Annotated in this window: 21 protein-coding genes; 12 read left to right on the top strand and 9 right to left on the bottom strand. The window is 42.9% G+C overall.

Translation table 11 applies throughout. The annotated features are described in order from the left end of the window. Window positions 1–3 precede the first annotated feature (3 nt). The 5 genes from ACO05V_RS09610 to arfB form a co-directional block, all read right to left on the bottom strand. Window positions 4–1137 (bottom strand): D-alanine--D-alanine ligase, encoded by a 1134-nt coding sequence (locus ACO05V_RS09610; RefSeq protein WP_421850228.1) that lies wholly within the window; start codon window positions 1135–1137, stop codon window positions 4–6. Next, window positions 1134–1715 carry a DedA family protein gene (locus ACO05V_RS09605; protein ID WP_421850225.1) on the bottom strand — a complete coding sequence of 194 codons (582 nt, stop codon included), beginning with the start codon at window positions 1713–1715 and terminating at the stop codon, window positions 1134–1136. The genes ACO05V_RS09610 and ACO05V_RS09605 overlap by 4 nt, the downstream gene beginning before the upstream one ends. A gap of 218 nt (window positions 1716–1933) precedes the next feature. Continuing rightward, on the bottom strand, window positions 1934–2137 hold the full coding sequence (locus ACO05V_RS09600) for a DUF1289 domain-containing protein (RefSeq protein WP_421850222.1): 204 nt from the start codon (window positions 2135–2137) through the stop codon (window positions 1934–1936). A gap of 20 nt (window positions 2138–2157) precedes the next feature. After that, window positions 2158–2631 carry a GNAT family N-acetyltransferase gene (locus tag ACO05V_RS09595; protein WP_421850219.1) on the bottom strand — a complete coding sequence of 158 codons (474 nt, stop codon included), beginning with the start codon at window positions 2629–2631 and terminating at the stop codon, window positions 2158–2160. A 30-nt stretch (window positions 2632–2661) separates the two neighbouring features. After that, entirely contained in the window at window positions 2662–3075 is a 414-nt protein-coding gene (gene arfB / locus ACO05V_RS09590; protein WP_421850216.1) for an alternative ribosome rescue aminoacyl-tRNA hydrolase ArfB, read from the bottom strand. 139 nt (window positions 3076–3214) lie between these two features. On the opposite strand from arfB, the gene hisA reads away from it, so the two are divergent. Both hisA and ACO05V_RS09580 read left to right on the top strand, forming a co-directional pair. Further along, complete coding sequence (gene hisA / locus ACO05V_RS09585; RefSeq protein WP_421850213.1) at window positions 3215–3976, top strand: phosphoribosylformimino-5-aminoimidazole carboxamide ribotide isomerase; 762 nt, start codon at window positions 3215–3217, stop codon at window positions 3974–3976. 196 nt (window positions 3977–4172) lie between these two features. Next, the gene (locus ACO05V_RS09580; protein ID WP_421850211.1) at window positions 4173–4961 is read left to right on the top strand and encodes a hypothetical protein; all 789 of its coding nucleotides are present in this window, start codon (window positions 4173–4175) and stop codon (window positions 4959–4961) included. 65 nt (window positions 4962–5026) lie between these two features. Here the strand turns inward: ACO05V_RS09580 and ACO05V_RS09575 are convergent, their stop codons facing one another. Continuing rightward, entirely contained in the window at window positions 5027–5497 is a 471-nt protein-coding gene (locus ACO05V_RS09575; RefSeq protein ID WP_421850208.1) for a hypothetical protein, read from the bottom strand. Between the two features lie 167 nt (window positions 5498–5664). On the opposite strand from ACO05V_RS09575, the gene ACO05V_RS09570 reads away from it, so the two are divergent. Continuing rightward, complete coding sequence (locus tag ACO05V_RS09570; RefSeq protein WP_421850205.1) at window positions 5665–7014, top strand: sigma-54 interaction domain-containing protein; 1350 nt, start codon at window positions 5665–5667, stop codon at window positions 7012–7014. Between the two features lie 69 nt (window positions 7015–7083). Here ACO05V_RS09570 and ACO05V_RS09565 read toward each other — a convergent pair whose 3' ends face one another. Continuing rightward, complete coding sequence (locus ACO05V_RS09565; protein WP_012069204.1) at window positions 7084–7356, bottom strand: hypothetical protein; 273 nt, start codon at window positions 7354–7356, stop codon at window positions 7084–7086. Window positions 7357–7800: 444 nt separating this feature from the next. Here ACO05V_RS09565 and aguA point away from each other — a divergent pair, with 444 nt between their 5' ends. The 4 genes from aguA (at window position 7801) to ACO05V_RS09545 (ending at window position 12820) form a co-directional block, all read left to right on the top strand. Then, window positions 7801–8910: an agmatine deiminase gene (aguA, locus tag ACO05V_RS09560; protein WP_421850201.1), complete on the top strand. Its 1110-nt coding sequence runs from the start codon at window positions 7801–7803 to the stop codon at window positions 8908–8910. A gap of 292 nt (window positions 8911–9202) precedes the next feature. After that, on the top strand, window positions 9203–10180 hold the full coding sequence (gene rsgA / locus ACO05V_RS09555) for a GTPase RsgA (RefSeq protein WP_421850198.1): 978 nt from the start codon (window positions 9203–9205) through the stop codon (window positions 10178–10180). A gap of 177 nt (window positions 10181–10357) precedes the next feature. Next, window positions 10358–10885, top strand: a complete 528-nt coding sequence (hemG, locus tag ACO05V_RS09550) for a menaquinone-dependent protoporphyrinogen IX dehydrogenase (protein ID WP_421850196.1) — start codon at window positions 10358–10360, stop codon at window positions 10883–10885. 66 nt (window positions 10886–10951) lie between these two features. Beyond that, the gene (locus ACO05V_RS09545; RefSeq protein ID WP_421850192.1) at window positions 10952–12820 is read left to right on the top strand and encodes a cation:proton antiporter; all 1869 of its coding nucleotides are present in this window, start codon (window positions 10952–10954) and stop codon (window positions 12818–12820) included. A 25-nt stretch (window positions 12821–12845) separates the two neighbouring features. Here the strand turns inward: ACO05V_RS09545 and ACO05V_RS09540 are convergent, their stop codons facing one another. Beyond that, window positions 12846–13214, bottom strand: a complete 369-nt coding sequence (locus ACO05V_RS09540) for a Fis family transcriptional regulator (RefSeq protein WP_421850189.1) — start codon at window positions 13212–13214, stop codon at window positions 12846–12848. Between the two features lie 256 nt (window positions 13215–13470). Between ACO05V_RS09540 and argC the strand changes: the two genes are divergently transcribed. From argC to ACO05V_RS09520, 4 genes are all read left to right on the top strand, one after another. Next, window positions 13471–14409, top strand: a complete 939-nt coding sequence (gene argC, locus ACO05V_RS09535; protein WP_421850186.1) for an N-acetyl-gamma-glutamyl-phosphate reductase — start codon at window positions 13471–13473, stop codon at window positions 14407–14409. Window positions 14410–14465: 56 nt separating this feature from the next. Continuing rightward, window positions 14466–15398, top strand: a complete 933-nt coding sequence (locus ACO05V_RS09530; protein WP_421850183.1) for an SLC13 family permease — start codon at window positions 14466–14468, stop codon at window positions 15396–15398. Between the two features lie 57 nt (window positions 15399–15455). After that, window positions 15456–15896: a hypothetical protein gene (locus ACO05V_RS09525; RefSeq protein WP_421850180.1), complete on the top strand. Its 441-nt coding sequence runs from the start codon at window positions 15456–15458 to the stop codon at window positions 15894–15896. A gap of 150 nt (window positions 15897–16046) precedes the next feature. Then, on the top strand, window positions 16047–17660 hold the full coding sequence (locus ACO05V_RS09520) for an NAD(P)/FAD-dependent oxidoreductase (protein ID WP_421850177.1): 1614 nt from the start codon (window positions 16047–16049) through the stop codon (window positions 17658–17660). An 89-nt stretch (window positions 17661–17749) separates the two neighbouring features. Here ACO05V_RS09520 and ACO05V_RS09515 read toward each other — a convergent pair whose 3' ends face one another. Beyond that, on the bottom strand, window positions 17750–18151 hold the full coding sequence (locus tag ACO05V_RS09515; protein WP_421850174.1) for a carboxymuconolactone decarboxylase family protein: 402 nt from the start codon (window positions 18149–18151) through the stop codon (window positions 17750–17752). A gap of 136 nt (window positions 18152–18287) precedes the next feature. Here ACO05V_RS09515 and ACO05V_RS09510 point away from each other — a divergent pair, with 136 nt between their 5' ends. Beyond that, window positions 18288–19151 (top strand): LysR family transcriptional regulator, encoded by an 864-nt coding sequence (locus ACO05V_RS09510; RefSeq protein WP_421850171.1) that lies wholly within the window; start codon window positions 18288–18290, stop codon window positions 19149–19151. Window positions 19152–19286: the final 135 nt, after the last annotated feature.

The following is a 19286-nucleotide window of genomic DNA, read 5'->3' as shown; positions in this document are numbered from 1 at the left end:
TTCTTAATCCGTACTTGGATAACGCTCCGTTAATGCTTTCTCTTCTCGCCATGCGGTTAATAGAGAACGTATCGTTGGCGACTTCAAACCACGCTTTTTGTGTAACGCACCGATCTCAAACAAAATTCGATACTGTTTTAATAAAGTACTAAAGATCTCAGATAGCTTGGTATTACGATCCCAAATATGCGTGGCTTCACTGCTCGCGCCATTCATTTCTAAAATGGAAAATTTCTCACCTGCCATAAAGGATTCAATGTCGGCAAATTTGATGTCCAAACGGCCGTAGTAGTAACCATCCACGTCTTTTAGAATCTCATCCAATTTGCGCGTTAATGCCTGCGTGATGTATTGGTTGCCATTACGAAAAATCGAGCCACGGCTATGACTGCCAGCAAATGCTAATGGAAATTCAACACCGGCTTCAGGAACCCAATCGAGTTTGCTCGTATGACGAGGAAAATACAGATGGGTTAACTGACCGGCACGTGGGCAACGCTCGATCAACTCTTTTAAGCTATGCACACCGTCGCCCACTACGCTTGGCGTGTATTTCAACGTAATCGAAATAATTTCACCTTGTTCATTACCCGGATAGCGAACATAAAACACGCCTGCTTCCGCTTGATAAGGTGCTTTACGTTGCAAAAGAAATCGTGCGGAGTACGGGAAATTCTGAATGTAGTCCAAAAGCTGTGCTTGCGATTTCAGCAACTTAACGCCCACGCCTCGACACCCTAAATCTGGTTTCGCCACGATAGGAAAAGACAACTTAGCAGCGTCCATGGCGTGTAAGGCATTTTCTAGCTGAATAGCGGTATCGTCTTGGTTTTTCGTCAAGGTAATAAAAGGTTCTATCCATTGTTTGGCAATGGGTCCTGCCAAATCAAGAATCTCTGTTTTGGACTCTCCGACCATGCCGCTCAGCTTAATGCTTGGATTCGCGATTAAGGGCAAACACACATCGCCGTGACGCAGACCGAGTAACAGACTTTGCACAACAACAGGCGCATAAAAGAACCAAGTTGGCATAAATTCATAAGGCGAAATGCTCGCCTCTTCTTCGACTTGAAGTATTGGCATACCAGCATTGATTTTATTGGGCGATATAAATTGCCCTTCTATCATGGCGCTCATGACACACCTCGCGTAAAAGACTTATTAAGAAAACGATTCATAAAGAACAACACACCGAAGGCCAGAGGAATCAGCCCCCATTTCAATTCTGATAACTGCATAAAAACACTGCTTCCTAACAGATAAATAAGCGTGAAAACCAAAAGCGTCCAAATAGACGTTGCCAGCAAAACAGCACTTAGAAAAAGAGGTAACGAGATCGCCAGAAAGCCACTTAAGGTAAAACCAATGGTTCTTAACCCGGGAATAAAGCGAATGACAAAAAGATTTAAAAACGCTCTTTGGGTCAGCTTTTTTCTCACCACTTTAAACGAAGAATTGGTGAGGGCTCGATAACGTAGCCATCTCACTCTGCGGGTGTAATGCCCCAAAATATATAAACCTAAGTCACCTGTGGCGATGCCAACAAAAATCGCTAACAGCGCAAGTGCTGGAGGCAATTCCCCGTGAGCAGACAAGGTTGCTGCCGTGGCGATAGCAAGGTCTTCCAGTAAATAAGACAAGAGCACAATACCAACACACAACAGAGTCAACGACGCCGTTCCTGATGTTAGCCATGCCTGTAATTCTGCGATCAAAGTAAGTTACCCATCAATATTGCTAAAACGTCTACAACCAAAACTTGAAATATTCCAAGCTCACTCTGTTTTAATTATAGATTAGTCGTGGCTAGTCATTGGTTTATTACACTAATAGGTAAAAAAACTTCGAAAAAATAAAAAAGGAAAAACAAAGCGGATCTTAAAAGTCGCTATAGGGAAATTTACGGGAAGTTTTGCGGACGAAGTATCCTGAGTTATCGATAAAGGGAATCGTGTCTTTTTTTGCGTACTAAACAATTTTCAAGCACTACAAGCTTTTGTTCTTCAGTCGATTTTTGCCAATCCATAATTTCGGTTATGGTTCGATAACAGCCCACACAAACATCGTCACCATCAAGACAGCAATGCCGAATACAAGGGCTTTTTATGGTTTTATCAGTTTCATGGTTCACGGACATAATTATCTATTCCCCATCCTTCAACCTATATTTTTAGACATGTTATATCCCGTAACCACAAAGCCTACTTTTTCATACAGCGAAAATGCGCGTTTATTATGATAAGCAACTCTTAGTTTGATGTGATGAATGCCGTTATTTTTCAGACTCTTTTCAAGGTACTCCACCGTGCTCTTGCCATATTGCTTGCCTCGATACCGCTCAGAAATATAGAAATCACAAATAAAGACGGTTTTATCAGCAAAGTTTGTTGAGTACCAAAGATAACCAATCAATGTTGCTTGATTGTTAATATTTGCTTCAATACATAACAATTCTTGATTTTCGCTTTCGACACCATTAGGAAGACTTTTAGACAGGTCTTGTTGTGCTATTACAACGGCATCTTCAATAGAACGCTCATAGTTGAGAGCAATTTCTTGACTGTAGTCTTCGATAAAATAAGTACAATAAGCGGGGAACTCTTCTTGGCGCATTTTTCGTAACGCAATCATATTTCTCTCCTCTATTTAACGCAGATGGTATTAATCCCAATTGCTGCGACGCAAACTTTTAATTTGGCCTTTTTGCTTTTTCTGATCAATACGTTTTTTCTGCGAAGAACGTGTTGGTTTAGTCGGACGACGCGCTTTTTGCACACGAACCGCTTCTAAAATTAGCTCTTTCAGTCTTGCTAGTGCGTCTTCTCGATTCAGTTCTTGCGTTCGGTGCTGCTGAGCTTTAATCACAATATCACCGTCTTTGGTAAGACGAGAATCGCTTAATGCTAACAAGCGTTCTTTATAAAATTCAGGCAAAGAAGAATTGGCGACATTAAACCTAAGATGAATGGCTGAAGAGACTTTATTCACGTTTTGACCGCCTGCGCCTTGCGCTCGGATAGCGGTCAATTCAATTTCGTGGTCTGGGATCGCCACGGCGAGGGTAATTTGCAGCATGATGATTGCTTTATGTTTCTTTCTATTTGAATGGCCGACGATTATAACAGGCTTAAGAAGTGTTTGCTTTGGTACATCGTTTATCAGTACATTATCGGTTACAATCGCCGACTCGTTCCCAACCAAATAGGAGTTTTTTGTGACCCAGTTCCGTCCTTGTATCGATCTACACCAAGGCAAGGTTAAGCAAATTGTAGGTGGAAGTCTGAATGACAAAGGCGCCACAGAGAACTTTATCAGCGAACACAATGCTGAGCATTATGCCAATATGTATCGAGAGCATGGCCTAATTGGTGGACATGTTATTGCTTTGGGTAAAGGCAACCAAGAAGAAGCGTTAAGTGCCCTACGCGCTTATCCGAATGGCTTGCAATTTGGCGGCGGTGTCAAGGCTAACAATGCAGCTAGCTACTTAAAAGCGGGCGCATCTCACGTTATTGTCACGTCTTATTTATTTGAAAATGGGGAATTTTCTTGGGATCGCTTAGATAAAATCAAGCGCGAAACCGGTACTGACCGTTTAGTCTTAGATTTAAGTTGCCGTCGAACAAAAGATGGTTGGTATATTGCAACTGATCGTTGGCAAACTATTACATCCACTCAAGTTAACCAAGAAAACCTCATTGAATTAGCCAATCATTGTGATGAGTTTCTGATTCACGCGGCCGATGTAGAAGGCTTACAAGCTGGAATTGATGAAGATTTAGTTACCCTTCTCGGCCAAGGCTGCCCTGTTGCCGTAACCTATGCGGGTGGCGCTCGCTCTCTAGCAGACTTAAAACGCGTTCACGAACTATCCAATGGCATTGTCGATTTAACCATTGGCAGCGCGTTGGATATTTTTGGCGGCAAAGGCGTCACGCTAGACGAATGTATTCTATGGAATCAGTCACAAAAATAACGGCATGAGAGACAAGTTATCGACTTGTCTCTCATGCTCTGTGCAATACATCTTTACCTCCAGCCGTCATGAGAGTTTTTATTTACACTTATAAATAAAATACTCACCTCGGTAGCTGGCACTTCAGCTCGACATACAATCCTTCATACCGCATACTTGATGACTTATTTTTCGCTTATAATCTCAGGATTAATTAATGTCTACATTCCGTACCGGCCTTTTACTTGCGACACTTTTACTCAGTGCCTGCTCGATGCCAATTTTAAAAGACTTACAAAACGAACAAACTGAGAATACCTCTACGCCGAACACAGTAAGTACTGAACAAACCACGCCAAGTAAAACTACTGCCAACAACGCAGAAACGGTAGAAACAAGCGTTGTTATTGACACCAATGAAGTCAGCAATGCTAAAAGCAGTAATGGCGATCTAGCCGAACAATTTGCTGCACAAAAAGAACTGGCTAAAACTAATTATTCTGAATTGAAAAAACGAGTTGGCAATGCTCCTGAGCTGCCAAGACTATTAGCAACAGAACAATTAAATTCAAAAGAAATGAGCTCAGGCATTCAAGAATTACGCTCGTATATCAGTAAGACCAATACCGCCATTGCATTATTAAATGCGCGCGTAGATGACAGAGAAAAAGTAGCAATGAATGGTGATTTGATTCGCATTTTTCTATCAGAAGCGACGGTTACTCATGGCAAAACAACATTCAAAGCGCAACCACTTGTGGGCCAATGGGTTCGCGGCGAAAGCAGAGTCATTCGTTTAAAAGACAATATTTTGTTTGAAAACCCAAAATCAGAAGATTTGAATATTACATTTTCAGAAACATACCAGCTTGTTATCAATGGCGAAGTTATCTCGACCATCAACCCAAACAAAGAAAAAAACAACGCCAGTTTTAATGTATCGACAACTGGTAATAGCGGCACGGTGGTTGGTAAATTGGACTATCGAATCGTTAATAATAAATAGCCTCAACACTCAACATTCTTCATGAACAAAAAAAGAGCTCATATTGATGCTCTTTTTTTGTTGGTTCACTTAACTAATTTAGCCACCTTACGCCGTTGCTGTGCGTTGTCTAAGACTATCTGAATACAGGCTAAATAATCCACTATCATGTTGGCGAACAGCTTATCATCTAACTTTCGGACTAACTTCCCAATACGCTTTATTACCTGCCAATTGACTGACATAACGCGACTTGGTGCATATCTATCTGCTGCATTAAGAGCAGACAAATAAGCCGTTGCTATATAACCGGGTTCTGGATTCATTGTGCCAGTATCTTCCGGTAACACCCCAACACTATGCAGTAGTCTTTCAGCCAACCGTCGATACAAAGAAGACACTTTCTTAAACACATGCTTATCCAGTGTATTCCCGACTCGCCCACATAACGCCGAGTTCGCAAAAAAACCGTCAAAACACATAGACAGCATGTCACATAAAATACGCGAATCCCTATTTGGATACAGTATTTTTCTCGATCTATGATCTTCAAGCATGTTTGTCTCCTTTCAAAAAAGGGTGAACTTTGTGCAAACAAGGATAATTAAGGCCGTGTTTAATGCAAAGTTACAGGGAAAGACTAGGACAGACTTACCACCCTATGATTCCATGACTCTATTAAATTTTTATGATCATTCTTCTGTTCTATCTAGGGAAAATAATAATGTCTTTACCAAAGCTATTTATGCATGTTCAAGATCCATTATTAGCTTCAAATCTGCTTTCTTTACATGGCGTTCGCCAGTATGAACTCAACATTAGCCATCAAGGTGAAAGTTGGCTAGATCAACTCTCTATGGCTAAATGCGATATTGCTCTTATCGAAGTCAATTCTCTACATGACACAGCCCTAAAAGAACTGATTAACAGCCCTGTTCTGTATCAAACAGAGTTCTTATTTTTTAGCAAAGGCGAACCCGACCCAATATTGGATTGCCTGATGCATAAAGGCGCTGGATTTCACTACCGCGCGCCTTACAATTTAAAACTGATTGAGTCTTCGTTAGAGGAAGTCTTTGCTGAGCTAAACCGTTCCCACGAAAACATCACTACACAAACCAGCTATTTGGATCAATTTGGTTTGTTAGTCGGCTCATCAATTGACATGCATTCACTCTACCGAACTATTAGAAAAGTAGCGGTAACCAACGCCAATGCTTTTATCATGGGCGAAAGCGGTACAGGTAAAGAACTTATCGCCAATACTTTGCATGTTTTCAGCCAACGCGCTGAAGGCCCATTTGTTGCTATTAACTGCGGGGCACTGAGCCCAGAACTGATCGACAGCGAACTATTCGGTCATGTTAAAGGTGCTTTCACCGGAGCACATAAAGATCATCAAGGCGTTTTCGAGCAAGCAGAAGGCGGTACGCTCTTTTTAGATGAAGTCACCGAAATGCCTTATGAGCAGCAAGTAAAATTGTTAAGAGTACTCGAAAGCGGTGAATACAAACCCGTCGGCGCCCAACAAGTAAAAATGGCCAACGTGCGCATTGTTGCGGCAACAAACCGTACGTTAAGTGATGCCATCCGCGATGAAGTCTTCCGTGAAGACCTGTATTTTCGTTTGGCTCAATTTCCTATTATGGTTCCCACTTTGCGTGACCGAGAGGGCGATGCCTGTGGCCTTGCTCAACACTTTCTGGCCTACCGCAATGCGCAAGATGGTCAACACAAACAACTTTCAATACAAAGCCTAGAAAAAATAAATCACTATAATTGGCCTGGCAATGTTCGAGAGCTAAAACACGCTATAGAGCGAGCTTACATCCTAGCCGATCAAATTATTCACCCAGAACACCTTGTTACCAATGACCTAAACGAACAAACCGAAACAGACAAAACATCAGGCATTCCAACTGGTATGCGCCTTGATGACATAGAAAAAATCGCCATTTTAAAAACGCTGAAAAACAATGACGGCAACAAAACAGACACGGCCAATCAACTTGGTATCAGCATAAAAACCCTATATAACAAACTCGATAAATATGACCAAACCGATTTTTTATAAAACAACAGAAGTGGCTTCAAAAAGTACTTCAGAAAAAAGGCCGATTACTCGGCCTTTTTTCTCTTCGTATTAGCAATCAGTATCTTTGGCGTTCATGCCTTCTTTCGCTTCTTCACACTTGTCTTCAATGGCATTACCAGTATCTGTCATGGTGTCTTCAATTGAATTACCAGCGTTGTTTAGCGCTTCACCAGCATTGTCCATGGTTTGCTCAACGGCATCACCAGCATTGGACATTGCGTCTTCTACTTTATTGTCATCAGAACTCTGATCACAAGCAGCCAATGTACCAGCAGTAACAAGAACCAAAGCGGTATTTAGTAGAGTGCGTTTAATATTCATAATGGTAACCTCCATTTAGTTTTTTAAAATTTGGGAGTCATGACTGCGTTTGTCTCTAGTCTTCCCAAGCAATCAATTCAACAATCCGAACAGAAGAATTTAAGTCCTGATCGTTGATTTCCCCTAAAGTATTGCGAAGCACGTGCCAACTTTTAAAATCACAATCAAACCATTGATATTAAAAGACTTTATTTTAAATCCAGCATTTAAATACGACGTTTAACAAACGCTTAATAAGTAGTTTTTACAAAGCCACTCGGTAACTTTTTCCGTCGAGTAATTGTAAAGACGCAAAAAATATGATTCACCGACCACTTTTGCCGATGAAATAAACCGCTAATTTGATGAAATAAAACAAAAATGCTCTTGAATGTTTGTATGTCTGCCATAGAATTGGCCGAAACCTTTGCTTTACTTATAAAAGCTACCCTTAAGGACACGTTAATGAGCTCTACGCTGCACACCTCACCAAGATTAGATGGCTTTCGTATGCCTGCGGAGCACGAACCGCAAGAGCAAGTTTGGATGGCTTGGCCAACACGCGAAGACAACTGGCGAGAGAAAGGCAAGCACGCTCAAGCGGAGTTTGTTGCCGTTGCTACCGCCATTGCACAATCAACCAAGGTCACTTTCATTGTCGATGCTAAGCACTATGAACAAGCTCGCCTCGCCTTACCCGATCAAATTCGAGTGATCGAGATTCCATCCGATGATTGCTGGATGCGTGACATAGGCGCGACCTATGTAGTGAACGATCAAGGTGAGCGCCGAGCAAACAGCTGGCAGTTTAATGCCTGGGGTGGTGAACTAGACGGTCTATATGATTCTTGGGAACAAGATAATGCGGTAGCCGAAAAAATGGCTGCGGTCACAGGTGACTATGTTTATCACACACCATTAATTCTAGAAGGCGGTTCGATTCATGTGGATGGTGAAGGCACCTTATATACAACAGAAGAATGTCTGCTTCACCCAAGCCGAAATCCGCATTTAAGCAAAGAAGACATAGAAGACCTATTAAAGGTGTACTTAAATGTCGAAAAAATTATTTGGCTAAAAGACGGACTTTATAACGACGAAACCAATGGCCACGTCGATAACATCATGCATGTTGTTCGTCCGGGAGTTGTGGCTTTAACCGACTGTGAAGACCCAAGTGATCCGCAATACGCTATTAGCAAAGCGGCGTTGAAAGTCCTAAGCGAAACTGTCGATGCAAAAGGCCGAACATTGGAGATTATTAAGCTTCCGATGCCGGGACCGCTTTTTGTATCAGCAGATGAAGCCAAAAACCTAGTTGCAAGTGATCACATGAATCGCCAAGTAGGTGAACGTCTTGCCGCCTCTTACGCTAACTTTTTGATAACGAATAACAGCATTGTGTTTCCAACATTCGGCGAAGAAACCGACGAGCAAGCACAGCAGATTCTACAAAAGGCATTTCCTGATCATAAAGTAATAGGTGTTTACGCAAGAAATATATTATTAGGTGGGGGAAACATTCACTGCATTACTCAACAAGTACCAATGAAATGCACGATTAAAAAGTTTTAATGCACTAAAGCTATTGAATAGAGTTACCATTTGATAACAAATATTTAGTTGCTATTTCCATATAAAAGCATCAAATATAAACCGTTTTTATGACAATAATATTTCTGTTTGTAGTGCTCTCACACTGTGCTAATCTCGTGTATTAACGCCTTGTAAAAACGGTTTATAACGCATTGGTGTTTTGTATATTTTCTGGCTAGAACATAAACAATTTTTTGCTTATGTTCGGTTGTACTAATTGAAGCGCATTGCTTCTTATTTACGATGGCGTATTTCGCTTGGGGTAATATTAATGGATTCCACGTTTACTTTATTGGACTTAGGCTGGCAGGCTTACTTTCAACAACAGTTATCATTGGATGATTTAGAATCTAATCGTATTGCACGTATCTGCTCTCAAAAAGGCGGCAACTACGAGCTTGTCAGTGAATTCGGTTTCTTTAATATAGAAAGCGACTCAGATATGCCAAGCATGTCTGTCGGTGATTGGGTTATTACTGACACTGAACAAAACTTCCTACGTCTTTTAGAACCAAGCTCTGTATTTGAAAACATCGCTTCAAATATAGACACTGTGTTTTTAATGTGTGCATTAAATCAAGATTTCAATCTGGCCTTGATTAAACGTTATTTAGAACTGACTCATGAAGCGCAAGCAGATGCCGTTGTTATACTCACAAAAGCAGACACTTGTAATGATGCGGCAGAAAAACGTGCCCAAGTAGAAAAGCTTGATCCATTACTTATTGTAGAAACCGTTAATGCTTTGGACGCAGATAGCTTAGGCTGTTTAGCGCCTTTGCTTAAGAAAGGTAAAACGATTGCCTTACTTGGCGCGGTTGGGTCAGGTAAATCTGCCTTGATCAATACCTTGATGCAAACCACCGCCGAAGGCAAAGCACAAAGAAACATCGGCGATTCTGGCGCATTAAAGATCATGCCATCGGGCGCTATTTTATTAGATACGCAAGGCATGCGTGAACTACAACTTGCTGAGTTCGATAGTCGTGCCATTGCCAATTTCGCAGACATCATTGCATTGGAAAAAGAATGCCGTTTCAGTGATTGTCGTCACCAAGGTGAACCAGGGTGCGCAATAAAAGCAGCGGTAAAAGCTGGCCGTTTGGACGAGCAACGCGTCGCTGACTTTATGTTGCTTCGTAGTGAAGATGGCGATGACGATCAGGTCACTAAATCTAAACCGCAGGAAAAGTTCTATCGTAGCGCACAATCCGATATACGCGCTCGAAAACACAGTTCCGCCGAATAGTCTGACTATTTAACAAGTAAAAGCGGCCTACTCAATCTAGGCCGTTTTTTTGCGAAGAAAACCTTCAAAATCAACAACAGCACCCTGCACCCTTTACAGCAAGCCTTTGAGTGTTTATAACAACTCCCTCTATTCGTTTTCTCTCCACTCTAACTGAGGCAGCTTTTCTGAATCACCATGTCTAATACTTTACTGATATATTCCACAACAGACGGTCACACAAAAAAGATAAGCCTAAAAATGCAAGCGGTTATCGAAAGCCAAGGCCATTCAGTCACTCTTCTACCAGTAGAAGAGGCAACGGCAGAAACCTTAAGCAACCATGACAAGATAGTCATTGGCGCCAGCATTCGCTATGGAAAACATCAAAAAGTCGTAATCGATTTTATTGAACAGAATAAAGCTCAGCTTGAAAGCAAGCCGAGTGCTTTTTACACCGTTAACCTTGTTGCTCGTAAACCTGAGAAGTGTCAACCAGATACCAACCCATACATCATCAAACTGTTAGCCCAACTAGATTGGAAACCCAGTTTAGAAGGGGTTTTTGCGGGTAAATTAAATTACCCAAAATACGGTTTTATCGACCGCAATATGATCCGCTTCATTATGTGGATGACCAAAGGACCAACCGATCCCAAAACCAATATGGAATTTACTAATTGGAATAGCGTTGATACGTTTGCTCAAGCCGTCTGCGATATGTAATCAAGACTATTAAAATACGTTACAGAGATAGATAATCTCTTTAATTATTATTAAGGAACCAACGAAATGACTGACGCGCTACTGTTAACCTTTGTTTTTCTGGTTGCTGGGGTCATTTCTGTACCGATTGCATCTCGCCTTGGGCTTGGCTCGGTATTAGGTTACTTAATGGCGGGAATCGTAATCAGCCCTATTTTGGCTTTACTCCAAGTCGACATTGTTTCAATCCAGCATTTTGCCGAACTCGGTGTTGTCATGATGCTATTTCTCGTTGGACTTGAACTAAACCCTAAAAAACTCTGGGCATTAAAGTCCAAACTACTAGGCTTAGGTGGCGGACAAGTTGCGTTAACTGCCGTTTTTATTATGGGCTTAGGAATGCTATTGAACCAAGAATGGCGTACCAGCTTAGCCATTGGTTTAGTACTTGCTCTCTCTTCTACCGCCATTGTTATTCAAACGCTAACGGAAAAAGGCTTGATGAAATCAGATGGTGGCCAATCGTCTTTTGCCGTATTGCTCGCTCAAGATATTGTCGTTATCCCAATGCTGGCTTTTATTCCTCTGCTTGCCACACCAGAACTCATCGAATCTTTAAACCACGCGGCAGAAATATCTCAGGGTGGAAGCCATTCCGTATCTTTAGTCGATGGATTAGAAGCATGGGAAACGGCTTTGATTACCATCGGCGCCATTGGCATTGTGATTTTAAGCGGTAGTTTTTTAGTCACGCCTATATTCCGTTTTATCGCCGTCGCTCAATTGAGAGAACTTTTTATTGCTGCCGCACTGATGTTTGTTATCGGCACAACTCTACTCATGTCTTTGGTTGGACTGTCTCCTGCACTCGGAACATTTCTAGCCGGTGTGGTATTAGCCAACTCACCTTATCGGCATGAGTTAGAAAGTGACATCGCGCCGTTTAAAGGCTTGCTGCTGGGGCTATTCTTTATGACCGTCGGCGCAGGCATAAACTTCTCTCTACTATTTAGCCATTTCCTCTCTATCCTTGGCTTAACTATCGGATTAATTTTGCTGAAAGCCACGACGCTTTTGATATTAGGACGGATTTTTAATATTCGGGGTTCCAACAAATGGCTATTTGCATTAGGCCTTGCCCAAGCTGGGGAATTTGGTTTTGTCTTGCTCTCTTTTACTGTCAGTAATGCCGTGATATCACAAGAAGTAGCCGATATTCTGCTGCTTGTCGTGGCGTTGTCTATGTTGCTCACGCCAATGCTATTCATCCTTTATGACCGTGTCATCGCGCCTCGATATGCCACAGACCAAACGGCAGGCACACACGATGAACTACCCGATGACAATAAAATCATTATTGCCGGCTCAGGACGAATGGGAAGCACGATAGACAACCTTTTACGCTTGGCAGGTTATCACTCAACGGTCATTGATTTCAGCGTAAAACGACTCAGAGCACTGCAGCATTTTGGCGTTAAAAACTACTTCGGTGACGCCACTCGTCCTGACTTACTGCAAGCTGCTGGCATAGATGAAGCATCGGTGCTGATTATCGCCATTGATGATCCAGAGCAAATTACCAAACTCGTCAAATATGTTCGAGAAAACTATCCAGACCTACACGTCATCGCGAGAGCCTTCGACAATAACCACGTTTACGATTTATGGGCGTCGGGATGTCGCGACATTATTCGAGAAAACTACGACAGTAGCTTGCGTATGGGACGATCTGCTTTTGAAGCGCTGGGCATTTCTCATCATAAAGCCGAACAGATGATTGACGTGTTTAATCAACACGACAAAGTATCCATGGTGGAAGTGGCCGACGCCCATCAAATAGGCGTGCCCTTCCATGAAAACAAAGTGTTTATCGCTCGTCTTAAAAAATACCTAGAAGAGAAAAATCCTCAACTTCAAAAAGCCATGCAAGACATTCAGGCACAAACAGACGATTAAACGACGGCTTGCCTTATTTATTAAGCTAATGCAGCGTCACACTGCTTTGCAGCTTAGCGAGTCGTTCATTCCATTTACCTGCATGAGAGCGCTCGCAAGCTTCTTCGCTATCAAAGCTCACTTGCTGGCGAAGCTTGTTGAATTTGATGTTAACGGCATTTAACTTGTCTTGAATAAGCTGATAAAAATAGTCATCCCGCTTGGCTTCAAGAGCATTAGACAAAGACTCGTCCGTTTCGAACACACAAATGATCTTGAGTGAATTAGGAAAGGCACTGTAATTCACTAAATGTGTTAGCCAGACGAACCCATCCACAGACCCCAAGGCTGTTTCGCAGACATTTGTTAACGCTTCACGAAGGGCATTATCAATTTTTTTATCGGACTTCTTCATACAACCACTTAACGAATTTAAGAAACCGAAAGTGTAACCTGTTGCAGAGTAGCAACCAACAGTCGTCACCATTCACTCTTCTGAGATAAAAATGCTTTTTTAGGCATTAAGCGTTTCTATCAACTATTCAGTTGCATCGGGATGCATTACACTGTTTGCCATATATTTATCTTCATTAAACATTCGACAATAAGCAGGAACACATAGCAACGACCTGCTTTTGCCTCGTTTAAGACCTCCAGTAAGGAACCCTGCTGTGAAAAAAGTATTTATTGATGGCGAAACTGGCACCACCGGCCTGCAAGTAAAAGATCGCCTAATTAACCATCCAAACATTGAAATCATCAGTATCGATCAAGATAAAAAACGCGACGTAGAAGAAAAGCGCCGCTTGATGAAAGAAGCGGATGTCACCGTACTTTGTTTACCTGATGATGCCGCTAAAGACAGCGTTATTTTGGCAAAAGAAGAAGGCTGCCGCATTTTAGACGCCAGTTCTGTTCACCGTGTCGCCGATGGCTGGGTGTACGGTTTGCCTGAACTCGATGTCACACAACGCGACAAAATCAAAGGTGCCCAGTTTGTTTCTAACCCTGGTTGTTACCCAACGGGGGCAATCTTGCTATTGAAACCTTTGATTGAAGCGGGATTGCTATCTGCATCTTATGATTACTCAATCAATGCGGTCTCTGGTTACAGTGGCGGCGGTAATGCGCTAATTGACCGTTATGAAAGCACCAACAATGCGCCAATATTTGGTGCTTACGGTTTGTCCTTCAACCACAAACACCTAGCTGAAATGAAAAAATGGTCAGGTTTGGATAATGCACCTATTTTCGTTCCTAGTGTGGGCAACTTCCGCCAAGGCATGTTGACCTTTTTGCCAATTCAACTAAAAGGCGATGTCACCATGGAACAGCTACAAGCTAAATTGGCTGAAGTGTATGCCAACGACACGTTTGTAACCGTAAATGGTTTTAATGTGGTTGCGGATAACGCAGCGCCATTCTTAACACCACACGGTCTTGAAGACACGAACCAAATCGAGTTATCGGTTCTAAGTGAACCAGGTAACAAGTCAGGAATACTGGTTGCCAAACTGGATAACCTCGGCAAAGGCGCGTCTGGCGCTGCCGTACAAAACCTAAACATCATGTTAGGTTTTGACGAAGCAACTGCTGTTAACCTTCGCTAGTCATCTTATCTCGCCTTCTTTTTCATAGAAGGCGAGATTTGTCCTTAGAGCCTCAAATGAATAATAAAAATAATGCCAATCAGACTACAACACCGACTCCCTCACTGACCCCCTCAAGTAAGTCCAGCTGGCCGCTTTACCTAATTTTAGCGATGACATTAGCCATTGGTTCTGTTTCCTACCAATTTCTAACGTTACCCCAATCATTGACTGCTGGACTGTTGTTCATTTGTATCGCCTTCTGGGCTACGACTTTGGTGCCGGCTTATTGGCCAGCTTTGGGGTTATTTGCTTTTGCGACGGCAACACAACTTGCTCCGACACAAGTCATATTCGCCGGATTTCAATCATCAACTTTTTGGTTATTGTTCAGCGGCATGGTGTTTGGCGCGGCGATTAATCATACGGGGATAAATTCCCGTGCAACGCGATTATTGATGCTTATCTTGGGTAATAGTTACCGAGGCACCATAGTCAAAATTGCTTTGTTTGCGATGGCGTTGGCCTTTTTGATTCCTTCAGGTGTGAGCCGTATTGTACTCATCATCCCGATCATTGCCTCTTTCGCCGATCACTTTGGATATGACCAAGATTCCAATGGTCGAAAAGGCATGTTACTGGCAGCAGCATTCGGAACCTTCTTACCAGCCTTTTCGATCTTGCCTGCGAACGCGCCCAACATGCTACTTTCAGGTATGACCGAAGCCTTATATAACGCGCCTTTTTCTTATGGCGAGTATCTACTTTTGCATTTTCCTGTCTTGGGGTTTGGCAAGCTAATCATGACTATTGGTGTCATTTTATGGCTTTTTCCGGATAAGGCGCCAAACCAAGCCATACAAGCGACCATTGAAAAATCAGCCATGACAAAAGTAGAAACGCGCTTATTAATTGTGCTTTGTGTTTGCTTTGCTTTCTGGTTTACCGACTCGCTACATCATATTTCAGCAGGTTGGATTGGGCTTATTACGGCGTTAGTTTGCTTATGACCAAGCCTTGGATTAACCGCAAAAAATAGCATCGACAAAGACATTCAGTATGGCACCTTGCTATTCGCTGCAGGGATTATCGGTTTAAGTGCCATCATTGCCTATTCTGGTTTGGGTACTATCTTGGTGAATTATTTAACCGAGGTCATTCCTTTCACCCAAGATTCACCTTTGATGAATTTGAGTCTGCTGACCTTTATTTCCACTTGCGTGGCGGTGGTGACCAATTTGGCTGGCGTTCCTGCCATTATGACGCCAATGGCGGAACATCTTGCCAACATTGCCGGCTTGTCTAATAACGCCGTGCTAATGACCCAAGTATTGGCATTTTCAAACGTCTTACTGCCTTATCAAGCGCCACCTCTGATAACTGCAATTGCGCTTGGCAATTTATCCATCAGCGCCGTCACGAAAGTATGTTTGGCGACTTTTGCGCTGACAAGTTTCGTCTTGTTGCCACTAAACTTCCTCTGGTGGCATATTCTCGGTATGTTTTAGGCAAGCTTCTTAGCTTATCCACTAAGCTATTTAGCAGAAGTGCCTCTTTTTAAAGATCACTTCTGCTATTTGAAGACAGCTTTTTCAGCTAAAATATCGTACTATGCCCGTTAAATCACTCTTGACCCAGCATTCTAATTATTGATTCCTATGATACGACTTTCCAATATCCAACTTCCTCTTGATCACGACGCTAGCGCAGTAGAAAACGCGATTTTATCCATGCTTGAAATTCCAGCAGAGAAACTCGTTAGTTTTAACGTCTTTCGTCGTGGCTACGATGCGCGCAAGAAAACCAACATCATGTTGATTTACACCTTGGATGTTGAGACGACATGCAATGAAGAGTTGCTTAGCCAGTTTGTCGATCACCAACAAGTTAAAGCAACACCGGACTTAGATTATCATCCCGTTGCACAAGCACCAGTAACCTTGACTGAACGTCCTATCGTGATTGGTTTTGGCCCTTGTGGTTTGTTAGCCGCCTTAGTTTTAGCGCAGATGGGTTACAAGCCAATCGTGCTGGAGCGTGGTAAAGAAGTACGTGAACGCACCAAAGACACGTTCGGTTTTTGGCGTAAAAAAATTCTGAACACTGAATCCAACGTACAGTTTGGTGAAGGCGGCGCGGGTACTTTCTCTGACGGTAAACTCTACAGCCAAGTGAAAGACCCTAAACAATACAGTCGTAAAGTACTAAACGAATTTGTGGCCGCGGGCGCACCGGACGAAATCCTTTACGTCAGGAAACCTCACATTGGTACCTTTAAGCTGGTTGCCATGGTCGAGAAAATACGCGCACAGATTATTGAATTAGGCGGCGAGATTCGTTTCAGCTGTCGCGTTGATAATTTACATATCGAAGACGGTCAAGTCACTGGTGTGACGCTTGCGGATGGTGAACAACTGCATTCTAAGCACATCGCCATCGCAATTGGCCACAGTGCTCGTGATACTTTCGAGATGCTGCACAGCAAAGGCGTGTACATTGAAGCCAAGCCCTTCTCTGTGGGCTTTCGTATCGAACACGAGCAATCGTCTATCGATAAAGCCCGTTTTGGTCCAAATGCGGGTAACGAGATTCTGGGTGCGGCGGATTACAAACTGGTTCACCACTGTAAAAATGGTCGTTCCGTTTACAGCTTCTGCATGTGCCCTGGCGGCACCGTCGTTGCAGCGACGTCGGAAGAAAACCGTGTTGTTACCAACGGCATGAGTCAATACTCTCGTAACGAACGTAACGCCAACAGCGCTATCGTGGTGGGCATTGATCCTTCCGATTACCCAGGCGGCCCACTTGCTGGCATCGAATTCCAACGCAAATTAGAAAGTCTTGCTTATGAATTGGGTGGTAGCAACTACGATGCGCCAGCTCAAACAGTCGGTGCATTTTTGCGTAATGAAACACCGAAAGCACTAGGCACAGTGGAGCCTTCTTTCAAGCCGGGTATTAAGCTCACTAACTTAGCAGATGCTCTACCCGATTTTTGTATCGAGGCCATTCGCGAAGCGATTCCGGCTTTCAATAAGAAAATTCGAGGTTTTGCCTTTGACGATGCTTTATTAACTGGCGTAGAAACACGCACCTCAGCGCCGATCAATATCAAGCGCGATCCAGAAAGTTTTGAAAGCATCAATACCAAAGGCTTGTATCCAGCGGGTGAAGGCGCTGGCTACGCAGGCGGTATCATGTCAGCCGCTATCGACGGCATTAAAATCGCCGAAGCCATAGCATTGAGTATTAACGCCAAAGCAGATCAATAACTGCTCGAAGTTTCGTCTAAGCATTTGATTTAAAAAATAACAAAAAGGGCTTTCTAATACATAGACAGCCCTTTTTTCTTGTTAACACGCTATTGATCAGATCCTTCTGTCATGTCAATACCTCGCTCGGCAAACACTTCTTTGGCCGCAAAGAGTCCATTTAATGCCGCTGGAAAACCCGCATAAAGTGCCATTTGCATCAACACTTCGACGATTTCTTTTGGAGAACAGCCAACATTAAGTGCGGCATGGAGATGAACTTTAAGCTGCGGGGTTGCATTGCCTAATGCGGTTAACGCCGCTACTGTGGCGATTTCACGTGATTTTAAATCCAAGCCAGATCGACTATAGATATCACCAAAACCAAACTCTATCATCAAGGTAGCAAAATCTGGTGCGATAGATTGCAATGCATCGACGACTTTCTGGCCTTGATCACCGTCTATTTCAGCAAGCTTTTTCAAACCTAATTGATAACGATCTTCACTCATTTCTCTCTCCTAAACAGTTCATTAGACAACTCTTATTGCATTGTTTGTTACTATGTCATTTTTTATAATCGAAATATTTAGATAAAATAGAGAAGCCATTTTCCAATATTGAAAAACAACTTCAGTGGAATATCCTATGAATGAGATGATTTGGGACGATACTAAAGCCTTCTTGGCACTGGCACGCTGTGGCACATTAACCGCAGCGGCTACATCTCTAAACATGGGGATTGCCACCCTATCGCGAAAAATTGAACGCCTTGAGCACAGCCTACAAACGCCACTCTTTTTGCGCTTTCAGACTGGCTATCAACTAACGGACGAAGGCAAAAATCTCTTAACTAACGCAGAGGCAATGGAAACTGCGGCTTTTGCGTTTAGCAAGAGTGCGGAAAAGGAATCTCAACTGATCGGAAGGGTCAAAGTTGCCACGGCTGAAAACCTTGCCACTCACCTCATTTTGCCAGCGCTAGGCCTTTTTCAGCAAAGTTATCCTAACTTACACATCGATCTTGTCACCGATATTCATACCGCCAATTTACATCGTCGCGATGCGGATCTCGCCTTACGTATGGTGCGTCCAACCAATGGCAATGTCAGCTTCCAACGTGTTGGTAAACTAGGTTACGGACTCTATTGCAGCGCTTATTACCAAAAGGAACGCGATGACGCTAAGGATGATTTTATTCAATGGGGAGAGCATTACGAGCACTTGCCCGCAGCACAATGGATCTCTGGCCAATTAGCCGGAAAAGAACCTATTATCACTACCACATCGGTGGCGACCCAAGTCACTGCTTGTCTGGCGGGAATCGGCGTGGCGATATTGCCACACCCAGTTGCTCGACCAACTAAGCTTGTTTGCTTGGCAGACATACCAGAGATCAATCAAGAAATTTACCTAGTTATCCAGACCGATTTAACCCAATCAAAACGCATCCGCGCTGTCGCGGATTTTCTTTCAGAGCTAGTAAAGACACATCAAGACCGCCTTAATTAGTGCGCGGCCATACCTTTAATATTTTCACCATGAACTTGAACTTGTAATTCGTGGGTCAAGCGACGGATTTGTTCTAGCTCAACTAACCAAAGCTGCAATTTAGACAAAACCAATCATCATCTTTCGCTGGGCAAT

Source organism: Marinomonas sp., assembly GCF_965225885.1.
Taxonomy (GTDB): domain Bacteria; phylum Pseudomonadota; class Gammaproteobacteria; order Pseudomonadales; family Marinomonadaceae; genus Marinomonas.
Note: the sequence above shows the minus strand (reverse complement) of the source record. Positions and strands in the feature narration are given on the sequence as shown.